Origin of the sequence: Paenibacillus agilis, from assembly GCF_007786455.1 — a bacterium.
Lineage (GTDB): Bacteria > Bacillota > Bacilli > Paenibacillales > Paenibacillaceae > Paenibacillus_B > Paenibacillus_B agilis.
Genome location: NZ_VNJK01000001.1, coordinates 1,971,315 through 1,984,129, shown reverse-complemented (window position 1 = coordinate 1,984,129; position 12,815 = coordinate 1,971,315). Strand labels below are relative to the sequence as shown.

Annotated in this window: 15 protein-coding genes; 1 reads left to right on the top strand and 14 read right to left on the bottom strand. The window is 40.8% G+C overall.

The genetic code is table 11. The features are described from left to right. Positions 1-18 precede the first annotated feature (18 nt). The 8 genes from FPZ44_RS08980 to FPZ44_RS08945 all read right to left on the bottom strand — a co-directional run bounded on the left by FPZ44_RS08980 (position 19) and on the right by FPZ44_RS08945 (position 7,577). Positions 19-1,176, bottom strand: a complete 1,158-nt coding sequence (locus tag FPZ44_RS08980) for a DUF418 domain-containing protein (RefSeq protein WP_144989408.1) — start codon at positions 1,174-1,176, stop codon at positions 19-21. 22 nt (positions 1,177-1,198) lie between these two features. After that, positions 1,199-1,690: a PadR family transcriptional regulator gene (locus FPZ44_RS08975; protein WP_144989406.1), complete on the bottom strand. Its 492-nt coding sequence runs from the start codon at positions 1,688-1,690 to the stop codon at positions 1,199-1,201. 46 nt (positions 1,691-1,736) lie between these two features. After that, positions 1,737-4,217, bottom strand: coding sequence for an ABC transporter permease (locus FPZ44_RS08970; protein ID WP_186785972.1), 2,481 nt, complete (start codon positions 4,215-4,217; stop codon positions 1,737-1,739). Continuing rightward, positions 4,177-4,908 carry an ABC transporter ATP-binding protein gene (locus FPZ44_RS08965; protein ID WP_144991759.1) on the bottom strand — a complete coding sequence of 244 codons (732 nt, stop codon included), beginning with the start codon at positions 4,906-4,908 and terminating at the stop codon, positions 4,177-4,179. The genes FPZ44_RS08970 and FPZ44_RS08965 overlap by 41 nt, the downstream gene beginning before the upstream one ends. A 79-nt stretch (positions 4,909-4,987) precedes the next feature. Then, positions 4,988-5,302, bottom strand: a complete 315-nt coding sequence (locus FPZ44_RS08960) for a DMT family transporter (protein WP_144989402.1) — start codon at positions 5,300-5,302, stop codon at positions 4,988-4,990. Next, entirely contained in the window at positions 5,302-5,643 is a 342-nt protein-coding gene (locus FPZ44_RS08955) for a DMT family transporter (RefSeq protein WP_144989400.1), read from the bottom strand. Before FPZ44_RS08955 ends, FPZ44_RS08960 begins: the two co-directional genes overlap by 1 nt. A 375-nt stretch (positions 5,644-6,018) precedes the next feature. Further along, positions 6,019-6,870: a DUF2785 domain-containing protein gene (locus FPZ44_RS08950; protein ID WP_144989398.1), complete on the bottom strand. Its 852-nt coding sequence runs from the start codon at positions 6,868-6,870 to the stop codon at positions 6,019-6,021. Beyond that, the gene (locus tag FPZ44_RS08945; RefSeq protein ID WP_418789172.1) at positions 6,867-7,577 is read right to left on the bottom strand and encodes an alpha/beta fold hydrolase; all 711 of its coding nucleotides are present in this window, start codon (positions 7,575-7,577) and stop codon (positions 6,867-6,869) included. Before FPZ44_RS08945 ends, FPZ44_RS08950 begins: the two co-directional genes overlap by 4 nt. Before the next feature lie 322 nt (positions 7,578-7,899). Here FPZ44_RS08945 and FPZ44_RS08940 point away from each other — a divergent pair, with 322 nt between their 5' ends. Continuing rightward, positions 7,900-8,820, top strand: a complete 921-nt coding sequence (locus FPZ44_RS08940; RefSeq protein ID WP_144989396.1) for an aldo/keto reductase — start codon at positions 7,900-7,902, stop codon at positions 8,818-8,820. 169 nt (positions 8,821-8,989) lie between these two features. Here the strand turns inward: FPZ44_RS08940 and FPZ44_RS08935 are convergent, their stop codons facing one another. The 6 genes from FPZ44_RS08935 to FPZ44_RS08915 form a co-directional block, all read right to left on the bottom strand. Continuing rightward, on the bottom strand, positions 8,990-9,751 hold the full coding sequence (locus FPZ44_RS08935) for a hypothetical protein (RefSeq protein ID WP_144989394.1): 762 nt from the start codon (positions 9,749-9,751) through the stop codon (positions 8,990-8,992). A 179-nt stretch (positions 9,752-9,930) separates the two neighbouring features. Further along, positions 9,931-10,341 carry a thiol-disulfide oxidoreductase DCC family protein gene (locus FPZ44_RS08930; protein ID WP_144989392.1) on the bottom strand — a complete coding sequence of 137 codons (411 nt, stop codon included), beginning with the start codon at positions 10,339-10,341 and terminating at the stop codon, positions 9,931-9,933. Positions 10,342-10,722: 381 nt separating this feature from the next. Further along, positions 10,723-11,184 (bottom strand): hypothetical protein, encoded by a 462-nt coding sequence (locus tag FPZ44_RS08925; RefSeq protein WP_144989390.1) that lies wholly within the window; start codon positions 11,182-11,184, stop codon positions 10,723-10,725. A 98-nt stretch (positions 11,185-11,282) separates the two neighbouring features. After that, positions 11,283-11,954 (bottom strand): hypothetical protein, encoded by a 672-nt coding sequence (locus FPZ44_RS08920; RefSeq protein ID WP_144989388.1) that lies wholly within the window; start codon positions 11,952-11,954, stop codon positions 11,283-11,285. A 12-nt stretch (positions 11,955-11,966) separates the two neighbouring features. Continuing rightward, positions 11,967-12,125: a hypothetical protein gene (locus FPZ44_RS26430; protein WP_186785971.1), complete on the bottom strand. Its 159-nt coding sequence runs from the start codon at positions 12,123-12,125 to the stop codon at positions 11,967-11,969. Positions 12,126-12,350: 225 nt separating this feature from the next. After that, positions 12,351-12,812: a hypothetical protein gene (locus FPZ44_RS08915; protein ID WP_144989386.1), complete on the bottom strand. Its 462-nt coding sequence runs from the start codon at positions 12,810-12,812 to the stop codon at positions 12,351-12,353. Between the last annotated feature and the right edge of the window lie 3 nt (positions 12,813-12,815).

The following is a 12,815-nucleotide window of genomic DNA, read 5'->3' as shown; positions in this document are numbered from 1 at the left end:
ATGCAGTCCCTCCACATCCTATGCGTTTTTATTGTTCGTTGTTGCTGTTGGTTTTTGTTTCACTGTAATCGACGTCATCTGCTTCCATACCCATTCGAATGGACCTAACTTGAAGTAACGTAGCCATACATGGGAGAAAATGATCAGAATGACCACGATAAGCACCCACATCGCAACAGGGAACCAAGCAAAATAATCTTTAGCGAACCCATGTAAATTTAGTCCCCAACCGTAGAAAATAATAGAAGCGAGAATATTTTGCATAATATAACAGCTCAATGCCATTTTACCGACCTTTTCAATCCGAGCGGCCAGCCAGTTATCTTCCCGCTTCTCCATAAGCTTCGCTATAAGCGCCATATAACCAAGCGCGAGCAGAGGTGCGAACAAATAGCGCTGGGACATTGCAAACAGTTCTGGACTCATGAGCACTAGCAAATGCAGCGGCCCACCTACACCAATACCCCAGATTAACATTTTACGGCGAATAGCTTTACCTTTTTCATCAGCAGCGAAAGCGCCAGAACGCATTAACATGACACCTGATAAAAAGAGGAGTATGTTCATTGGTATAATAAATATCGCTTCGGCACGGAAAATGAGGAAATGATCAAGGCGGTACAGTACTTGTTCCCACCAGCTTCCAGTCGTATACACGGCTGTATCCATAGCACCCATTTCAGCTTCTCCACTGGACATAGCCATCGTCAACATGACCATAAACGCAACATGGATACTTCCAGCAATAATCATCGTACGTTTTATTACTTTTGTACTCCGTTTTACAATATAAGCAACAATGATGGCCGTGACCGCATAGCTCATTAAGACGTCATATTCCATTACGAGAATGAAATGAATGAGCCCATCTAAAAATAGCAAGAAAGAACTCCAGATATAGATTCCCGGCCATGGACGAAGATGTCTCTCTGCTTGCCGCCGCTTAATTTCTAGCCCGACACCGAACAAAATCGTCAACATGCCTAGAAACTTTCCATTCACGAACAGGGTAAATAGTGCCTGCACCATTGCCTCCGCACTAGACCAGAATGGTACTCCTACTTGCCCAGTAATGAAATCAATATCACCTACCGAAGCAAATATCCAAATATTTGTTCCTAACGTTCCAATGATGGCGAATCCTCTCAAGATGTCAAGCAATCGAATTCGCTGCATAACTCCACTCCTCCTATTTATCTCAATCTATTATGTCAAGCCATCTTAGGTCGGCTTCCAAATGCAGAAGGCCGCCTTCGACAAGCCAGATCATATCTTTATCACTCTGCTCATCTAAGCTGTTCTTGAATTGGGTTAGGCTCAATATTTCTTTAATAACGAGGCTGCGCTGCTGCTTGATCATATCTTGAACCGCCTCAAAGCCTATTTTTTTGGCACATAAAATTTTGAAAAAGAACTCATCCCGCAGCAAAGATCGTTCCACGGGCTGCAGCAGCCAACTCCTCAACTCTACACGCCCAGCTTCTGTAATCTGGTACTGCTTGCGATCCTTTGCATCTTCTCCTAACGTCTCTACGAACTCATCTCTAACGAGCCGATCAAGCGTTGTATACACTTGTCCCGTGTTCAGCTGCCACTTTTGATAAACGAGCTCATCAAACTGTGTTTTAATCTCGTATCCATGTCTCGGCTTACTATAAACAAGTCCTAGAATGGCATGCTTCACAGACATTTAACCACCACTTTTGCGATATAATTATCAATCACTTGCTCGAATGCTATTCGTACTTCATTGTGTACGTAATGTCCCATTTGACTGCGCGATATGCTGGCAGCAAGCATGCTAACAAGGATATGCCAATCCCTGTGGCACTAGCAACGAACACATCTTTCCATGGAACGATGAACTGAAGTGGAAGGTGTAGGTAATACCCTTGAATGACCGTTAAATACATAGAACCCAATCCAGCCAAAATACCGATTACAGCGGCTATCGCACCGATCATAAACGCTTTACTAAGCAGCAGCTTCACAATTTGCCAACGGGTAAAGCCTACAGCTCTCATCATCCCCAGCTCTCGGGCATACTCAACTGTGTTCATAAACATCGTGTTCGTAATCCCAATTGCCGCAATGAAAATGCTCAAATAAACAACGAGATTGATAATGCCAAATGTCTTCTGCAATTGTTGCTGGGACAAGAACATGATTTCACTCATCGTCTCTATGCTTTTAATTGGCATATCGTGTTTTGCTAGCAGGGTTTCTTTTAACAAAGTCGGATTATGCGTTTCAAGAATGGCCATATTGTCATGAGGAAGTCCGATCGACTCCTCCAACGTGCGCTGCGAGACAAATCCATTATTGTTAGCCATTCCCCAACCGACTGTTCCTACAACAACGAGCTCTTTTATTCCATTTGGAGTTTCTAGTTTAAAGGTATCGCCCTTCTTGCCACCCCACTCCCGATATACTTCTGCATCAAGCACAATAGTATTCGGACTCTCTAATAGCTTTGTAAATTTGGCCAGCTCACTCGTTAAATCTTGATTCACGATAAAAGATTGTTCAGCGCTGTTCACTTCCAAGAGGCGCGTCGAATGCTGCGTATGCTGAGGCTTCCAAGGCAAAAAATAGCTTGCATACGTAGAAATTTGACGGACACCCTGTATTTGTTGCAATTCTTGCTCCTGCTGGCTTGAAATCGCATTTGCATATTTCACAGTCACGACAGGCGTACTTGACGATTGTTCAAGGTTCACATAGAAAGAGCTTCCTAGTGCGCTAATATAAATAAGCATCGTTATCCCGAAGCTCAATATGGTAGACGACATCATAAAATGGCGACTTGTGCGTAACATTTGTTTCGAAGCCACGCTGCCCTCTCTTCCAAATAGCAATCGATTCAAGGGATTGATTAGCCAATGAACGATCCGAAATAAATAAGGAAAGATGAGTGCTAATCCTATGAACAAAGGTAGAAACGATATCATATGCGTAATAAATAGACTACCGATAATACAAAAGAGGCCAACGATTAACGCAATTTTCCCTTTCGGTCTTTCGCTTGTATTATCTAGTCGGCGCAGTGCATAGGATACCGACGTTTCACTGGCTTTTGCCACGGGACTCCATACTGCAATGAGAGGCAGTAAAATACCTGCAATCATAGACAAAATTACGGCCTCTTTCAAAGCCATTTCATACGGCAGTGCATTACCAAACACATTTAGCAGCATTGCCTGCAACTGAATAGCAAGTATAGCTCCTACTCCAATCCCAATTATGCTGCCTATGAAGGCAAGCAGAACAACCTCACGCAAAATATGTCCTTTAATTTGAAGCGAGGTGTAACCAACAGCTTTCATAATGGAGAAATCTCTTCTCCGTTCGGTAACATTAATATAAACCGTGCTATACATGATGAATGATCCAATAAGCAGGCCAAGCCCACCGATCACGTATAACGCCTGGTATAGCTCTCCCAATCCGCGAGCGCCCAACTGTGTATCTGCAACAGAACGCTGCACATACAGCGCAGGATCGCTAGATATCGCTCGTTCAAGATTTCTTTTGACTTGATCAGGCGGAACAGACTGATCGCTTTTCAGCATAATAACGTGAACCTGTTCATCCACCTTGCTTAGTTGCTGAGTAACAGCAAGCGGTACGAAAACATCTACCGGATACAAACGATCTCTCGCTTGCCTTGAGTTATTCAGCTGCGATGTATTTTCAATGATTGCTGCTACTTCTAAATAAGGAGAAGAATTCGGCGATGGTGACTTCAGATAAATGCGATCTCCTACACCAATTCCCCATAGTTGTGAAGTAACTTGATCAACAACAAGCCCACTCGATGTGAATTGCCCATCAACCACCTTCAGATCAAGAACAGAACTAGCTAAATCACTAACGCCGATGAACCGAATATTTTCAAAGGGAGCCTCTGTTTTATTGCCTTCAATTCGATCAAGCGGACGAACGAACATGATTTCTGCTACTGCAGATTCCACCCCATTAGTAGCTTGCAGCGCACTAACCCAGCGTTCGTCAAATGCCCCCTCTTCACTCGATACCAACCAATCAAATCGCCCATACGCATCCACAGTGAAAGAGTGTATCCATTTATTTGTGGTTTGTACCATACTTATCGTCGCGAGCGTAGACGCTACGCCAATTACGATAGCTAAAATAGTCAATACGGAACGAATTTTTTTATCTTTTATATTCCGCCATGAAACTCGCCAGGACTGCATCTGTATCGCCCTCCTCGCGCGTAGTATCGGATTGGACGGTACCATCCTTTATCATAATGATTCGATCCGCATAGCCAGCAGCTAATATATCGTGTGTGACCATAATAATCGTGTGCCGCTCTTCTTTATGAAGTTTAGTAAGCAGCTGTAAAATTTCAGTCCCACGCTTACGATCCAAGTTCCCTGTAGGCTCATCAGCCAACAGAAAACGAGGATTTGCGGCTAAGGCACGAGCAATCGCAACACGCTGCTGCTGCCCGCCACTCAGCACATTAGGTAATTCCTGAGCTTTATTTTCTAATCCCATTAAGGTGAGCAGCTTAAGCACTCGTGTTTTGATTTCAAGGCGCGAGACATTGTCTGCTTCCAAAGGCAGTGCCACATTTTCTTCAACAGTTAGCGTCGAGATAAGCTGATAGTCTTGGAAGACAAAGCCTACATTGCGCCTGCGGAACAATGTTCGCTCCTTCTCCGACAACTGATGCATGGCGATATCATCAATGAGGACCTCACCTTCCGTTGGCAGGTCAAGCCCACCAATAAGCTGCAGCAAAGTACTTTTTCCAGCCCCACTTGGCCCCATAATCGCAACGAATTCACCTTTTTTAATTTCTATATTAAGTTGATGCAACGCATGAAATGGCTCTTTGCCATTCAAAAATGTTTTCGTTACTTGTCGAGTAACAATCATCATTCTCAACTCCTATCTGTGCTACGGCTTCATAATTTTAGTAGTATTCAATAGGCTGTTGTTAGGCAGCACATATGCATCAACCCAACAGCTTAAGCGCAACAACAGCTCCGATGATTCCAAATATAAATAACATTCGAAGTAAATTTCTCGGCTCTTTGAATAAAAGCATTCCAACAATCGCTCCACCTACCGTGCCAATACCAGTCCATACGGCATAGGCAGTCGATAGCGGAATCGTCTTCAGTGCTTCTAACAAAAATGCAAAACTTATCATAAATCCGCCAATAAGGATGACATTATTCAAAAAGTTGTCTTTCTCGGATGCCCTCTTTATCCCGATAATTCCGATTACTTCGAAGCATCCAGCTATAATTAAATACATCCATGGCATTATGCTGCACTTCCTTTACTCGTTACTTTGAGTCCAATAATACACAACAGAAGGAATAAAATAATGCCTACTCTAGCTAAGCTAATCCCGTTAGAAGCAACTGCCTCCACGACCACGGTGCCTACCGTACCAATACCAGCGAACACTGCGTATACCGTACCAACAGGAAGTACGGAGGTTGCTTTAATAATAAGGTCAAAGCTAATGATTAATGAGATAATAACCGCAAACATGGGGACCGCTTCATATTTGAAGCCTGAAGCCCACACGATCTCTAATGCTCCTCCGATCAAGACATAGAGCCATGCATGGTTTGCTGATAAACGTTTTTTGTTACTCATTTTTACACCCCACCTATCTGGACGATTAGAACTATATACTGAGTATCTATATACTGAGTATATGAATTTATTGGAAAAATGCAACAGATTTTTTCAAGTTCTTTACAATTGTGCGATGTAAGTGGTTTCCTGTGTCCTTTATTCATGTTCTAATCGGCAGGTACATCAATGGTTTGGAGTATGGTCGGGTTCATGTCTAGCAACGGTCTTGATCGTACAACGTGCTTGTGTACATTATGTGTTGACTAATGATTAACGTAATTAAGTTTACATAATTAAAGATATGTAAACTTAATTAGACATAAAAAAACGCCCCGCTATGTTGAGGGACGTTACCTTATTACGTTATAATTTCAATTTAACCCATACCGTTGATTACATCTTACTTACCGCAAATCTATTTAACTTATTCTCCGCAGTTGTAATGGCCGCAAGTAAAGCTTCACTCCGACCTTCCTGAACTCTTCTAAAATAAAGGCAGCGCAAAACATTTTTGCTATTGACTCGCGCAATTACTTGCTCGCGGCTTCTCGGCCTGTCAGCGCATTGCGCCAAATTCCTTATCCACTCAACGATTTCTGCTAGAGGCAATCGTTCTGTTTCAATCATAACGTCTACAATGCTCGTAATACGCTCATCCTCTTCTTCATTAAAGATATGTATACCGTTATACAACACTTCCTGTATCGCGGAAAGCACTTCACGTTGTACCTTTGCATCGCTTTCAGAACACTGCACGAGCTCAACTAACATATCTGCACCATGAGCAGCACTGTGAGCCCAGCCTCCTTCTTCTAAGTACCCGCGGAAATCCTTTTCTTCCGCGTAATAACGGAGCATCGCATTCTTTAACTGCTGGAATTCCTTCAGTTCTAGGAATGGTTGCTGCCTATGGCGACGCACGATTAACACGACTGCTAGAGCAGTAAACGTCCTTGTAAATACGGTTTGATCGTTCTGACTTCCAATCGCATAGAATAAATGCTCTTCATCAACCAACACTGCTAACAGACTGCGTAATTCCTCTTCTGAAAGCTTATTTTCCTCCTGAATCCACATATAGAATGTCGGATAGATCAGATTATCCCTTAACTCAGAATCAGGATCGCCAATGTACTTCAGCATAAGTGGAATGAAATCTTGAATCGTTTCTCCTTCTCGAAGCTGATATTGTTCCTTCTCGATTCGTTGTAGATCCAGCTTTAATTTCGCTCTGATTTCGTTCACTTGTCTATCCCCTTTAACAAGATTAATATTTCCTCAATTACAATTTCGGGCTCGTCATGATGAATATAGTGCCTACTGTTAGCCGCAATGCGACTACGACTTGAGGTCGATAGACGTGTAAATTCGTGCTGCAGCATCTGCTCAATTTCTAATATAGCTTGATTCGGCCATTCTCCCTCCCCGATATCCGGTAGCCCCCTCGTAATAATAGAAAGCGGGATATCGTTTAAGCAAGAATGCTCTACGACTTGCTTATAACTTTGCACCTTATCGATCTTCTCGCCGTTCAATAGCGGATTCTCGTAATATTCTCGATTTCTTGCAATCAACTTTTTAGGCAAAGCTTTCTCATAAGCTAGCTCTTTATATTCGGGTGCTGCATCTACGAGAACGATACCAGCAATAAGCTGTGGATGGAGGCTCGCGTACAACCTCGCAACTAATCCTCCGAAAGAATGACCTACTAATATGTATGGTGGTTCAACATTTACCGATAACAAAAGTTGTGAGAGTTCATCTGCCAGATCCCGACACGTCCTTGAACCCGCTGCAGACTTGCTCCTACCAATTCCCGCTCTATCGTAAGAAAATGTCGAGGTTTCTAGAGCTATACGATCTTGAATGTCCTTCCATGTTTCACAGCTATCGCCCATCCCCGCGATAAACACAACACTCGGTGAACCTTTTTGACTGGATTTACTATAAATTTTGAGATTATTGCAGAAGTGGGCACTTTCAAGATAATCATTGTAAAGCAAGGAATCATCCCCTTTCCCCTATGCTATGCGCCTACTTGCCAATTAAAAATCACTTCTCCCTCATTTTGATCCACCAGAAGTATTTTGTCAATTTATTCTAATTTTTTTGTGGTTCATAGGTAAGATGAACGATTTGCTGGTATTTCTCTGTTGATTCGGATCCCCATCAAAGGTTAAGGAAAGTATAACTCCTGCCAAACATGTGGTAACATGAATATAGGCAAGGCTGGCATCAAGAGTTACGGTTTAGAAATAGAAAGGATGTGTAGCAATGCAATATCGTAGACTAGGTAGAACAGAACTTAAAGTATCTGCTATTGGAATCGGCACGTGGCAATTTGGTGGTGAATGGGGTCATCAATATACCCAAGAAGAGGCCGATCGAGTATTACATACAGCAAAAGAAGAAGGCATTAACTTTATTGATACGGCTGAATGTTATGGAGATCATTTATCCGAGTCCCTAATCGGAAATTTTCTAGCTCGTGATAAGCGTGAAGATTGGGTCGTTGCAACGAAATTCGGTCATCAATTCCACTCCCATTTGAATCGCACAGATCGGTTCGATGCTGAACATGTACTCACACAATTGGACAAATCATTGCTTGCATTGAAAACAGATTATATCGATTTGTATCAATTCCATTCTGGAAGCGATGAAGCTTTCGATCAGGATGATCTATGGACGCTGCTGAATAAGCAAGTCGAGGCAGGAAAGATTAGACACCTCGGCATTTCTTTAAACAAGAGCAACAGTATGCATCAAACGACACGTGCCCTTTCCGTGGGTGCCAGCACAATTCAAATCGTGTACAATCGATTGGAGCGTCAGCCAGAGCAGGAAGTATACCCTGCATGTGAAGCAGATGATCTTGGTGTGCTTGCTCGTGTACCACTGGCGAGCGGTTTCTTAAGCGGAAAGTACAAACCAGGTGTAACATTTGCCGACAACGATGTAAGAAAACGCAATGAAGGAATTGAATTAGACGAAACCTTAAAACAAGTTGAATTCATTCAGCAAAATGAAGTTCCTGCGGATGTTCCTATGGCACAATGGGCGTTGGCTTGGTGCCTTCGTCACCCTGCTGTCGCTTCCGTTATCCCAGGGTGTAAAGATGAAGCACAAGTTCGCAGCAATGCTCGCGCTGCTACCCTGCTTGACGCGGATCATCCACTTGTCATTAATTCATAATTGGAGTCACACGAATAGACCGGTTCCATGAACCGGTCTATTTTAGTCCGTTTACTTGAATAATATGGTAAGAACCCTGCCAGTTCATATCTTTTTCTATTGCTAAGTACACGTTCTACTCTGTTACGAGCATCACACTCATTATTTGCTACGGAGAAGAAAAGTATAATCACTCTCCATAAGCCGGAAAGATTCTTTTATATACAGCATAAAGCATGAGTAGAAGCACAATTGGGACGATCCATACAAGGAAAGAATATTGGAGGATATATTGTAGGGAGAGGTCAGGCACAGGAATGAATTGATTCGTTTCTAGATTCACCCATAAAAATAAGCGAACTGTCAGATCATGTGTTGCTTGCATGAGAATAGCGATAGCTGCAGGCTGCCATGTACGATATTTTCGTAACAAATAAACGCTCATTATGATATTAATAACAACAATGATATATAAAGAAAAAATAAAACTGATATATGCGATAATCGCACTGCTAAAGAGCGCTACATAGGCATGATGCTTACGCCAACTATGTGCGACAACTGTTAATAAGCATGACCAGCCAGTTAGCATCAAGAGCAACACAAGCCATGGAATTGGCACAGCACTAATAAGTGGTAGTAAGTAAGAAGTCAATCCAAAGTGACCGTGAAACACAAGAAAAAGTACGATGTTAAATCCAATAAACGTCACAATCAGAGCCCATAACGGAGCGCGTTGTTTGCTGCTCGTTCGTTCTCGAAGAATAGGGTCACATTGTATCATTTCAATGGCTTTTGCAGCACTTTCTTCGACACTGTAGCCTCGTATGGTGTAGTCACGGGATAGCGTGTACAGCTGTTTTTTTGTTCTCAGTATGAGCGAAGAAGACTCTTCTGATGAACCCAGCCGCTGAGATAACCGTTCCAAGTATCGTTCAATAGCCTCCATCATTTGCCCCTTCCTGTTCTAAAATCGCTCGTGTAGTCAAATGTAACATACATCTTCCATTATTGGGAAGGTAATCATGACATATTTCTACAAAATCCTGCATATATTTATACAAGTCGTTCGAGCTAAAGATTCAAACAGGACCATAACAAAGAACAATACATTCCCTCGCACGATCAAGGCTATTTCTTGTTTAATGGACAAAGTCCATCTGTGCAATGCCCCACTGGTATGATCATTCTGCCTCCAGCGATCCAGTTATAAAGCTTCTCCCCCACTCCCATTCTAGCCAGCAGCGCAAGCACCGGATACAACGGCCATAACGGAGGTACCACCTTAGTAATGGATATAACCGCGTGAATCCCCGATTGAATGCTATTTGATGCAATCCACCTAACATGCAGTTCTTTTTCTACCTGCTCCATGCTCACACCATACTTCTCCAACGTGGCTACGAGCTCCGGCGCGCGTATCGATACAAACTGTAGGGATTTGAACCAATCCAGCTTCAACAGTCGCTTATGAATTTGTTGGCACAAAGGACACCAACTGTCATACCATACTTCCAGCTTAGCCGTGCGATGGACATTCATAAGGACTTCCCCTTTCTTATTGAAGATCAACCTGAGGCAGCATGATAATTCATGCAAGGTTAATCAAATGTATTTAAAGTTACATATAAAATATTATGTTAACTTATATCTGTAGTTACCTTTATCGCTCATCATATCTTATGCTCAACCTGCTTCAGGAAATGTTAATTTTCAGCATTCGATATCGAATAGGTATTTGCTTCATCAAAAATGGATAACCATGCGATGTATAAGTAATTGAGCTGTGACATCAAACTGAACAACAACTTGCGTATTTTCTACATACACACAAAAAGAGACCTGTCTGTAATAGACAGATCTCTAGCATTGCATGTGTCTAATTAAGCACTAGAATAAATAGTTAGCGTCTATCGTTTCCTGTTACTCGATCAAGCCTGCTGTAAACATAGCGAGATCAAGATGCGCGGCCGCAATTCGTGTACGCTCTTCGTCACCCAATGTGCTCAACTGATCAATTGCTGACTTCATATTGCCAACATTCTCTTTCACAGCGTCTAATTCCACATGTTTAAACACTTTTAACCGTGCTTCAAGATCAAACAATGGCAGCTTATAATGTGCAACAATATCATGAGACAACGACCTACGAGCATCACTGCTCAGCCCATTCACATATTCCAAGTTCCCATATGTAGATTGGAATTCGTTGTTGAACTTGCCCTCGTCCTCTTGTTCGAGTACATAATCAAGTAAACAATAGTTGTACTGACTCGTTTGCAACAACTGCTTGTTCCAATTATCTTTGTTTGCTTTAAATATGTTCAGTTCTAATTCATAATTTTGAATACTAGGCTCAATGCCCAGAAAACTAATCTCTTCCACTGCAAATGCTTATTCTAAATGAAAATGAGGTTAACCATTAATCTGGCCAACCTCATAAACAAAATTATTTTACGATCTAGATCTCTAATGCTTTATAATTATCCCCAATAAATCCCTAACTCATCAAAAGATTCTTTACTCTCTCTTAATCCTTCTTCATCAGTTGTGCCTAGCATCTTTATTTCTTTTACTGTCAAATAGATTGACTCAGATGGATTATTGATTTTTTTATAATAGAGCATTGTTAGTAATTCAATTTGTTCTGTGTTCATTTCATAATATTTAATCCATGATTCAAGGGATTCTTCGAATTCTGATAACTGATTTAAAATGATATCTCCACCATGTAATAGTAGATCATCTTGATTATCCGGAGAATAGATATTTTTATCATCGCCCCAAAATACAGCACTGATTGATGGTACCAGTGAGCCACTAATCTCATCTAGAAGATATTGAAATGTTTCATTTGCTGCAATTTGAACTACCTCATCTGGAGCACTTTTCGAACCATTGCTATACCAATCGTTATGATTTAATCTATCACTTTCCTCTTTTTGAAATGCTGCTATGATCCACTTTTCATCAAATGTAATTGTTCCTCTTGTACCAGAACTGTCTTGCACATTATAATTGACACCATCCCATGAATGTTCGTGTGAAAGTTCTGGATAATGCGCTACCATCATAGCATGTGCTAATGCCGCCAATATACAGCCATTACGTATTTGTTCCTTATTCATGTCCAATGTATATAAATTACTCTTCATAGTATAACTCCTTTATCCATCCCATTTATCTCTATTTTCTTTACGTGAAAGTACTTCCGCATTTTTATAATTATTAGATTCACCTTTACTTTTGGGGTGAATATAACCAATTTGCCATTCTTTCATCATCGTAGAAGTATTTTTTCGTTCCATATGTAGTGACAACTTCATTGCGCTTTCCTATTTCATCAGAGTCTGCTTGGAAGTATATAAATTCAAAAATATCCTCTTTTTTAAAAAAGAGGATATTTTTACAAGTTTAATAACTTATTATATCGTGGACTTTTACTTTGTTCACGACCAGAGACTAACGTAATCTTCAACAGGGGGAGGTCAATTTGCATTTACACATGATATTTTACGCTCTCCAATTTGTAGATTTAAATTAATATATTTTTATATCAATTTTAAAATTAACACGTCTGTTTTAAATTCAAAGTTCCAACTAGAGATTGAAAACAAGCTTGTATTTAAGTCCTCTTCTGAAGAAATCAATTCAAGAATGTTATCTTCTTTTTTATTTTCAGAAGCATTATTAACAATAATTAATTTCAAACTTCCGATGTTTCTATCTTTCAATATAATTTTCAATATTTTTATGAATTTTATTATTTTAATCGGTGGTGAAGAAACATCTTCCCAATCTTCAAACTCTCCTATAAATTCTTTATCTACTAATTCTATAACTGTAGTTTTTAAATGGTCTTTAAGATAGATTAGCTTATTATTAGAGATTTGCTCATTGAATTTTAAATCAAAACCTAACTGCTTAAATGCTTCTTTTATGTTCTCAATACTGTTATCATCATGAGTGTCTAAAGTTACAAACTGGGTGCAATCAAAAACGGTATACGACATATC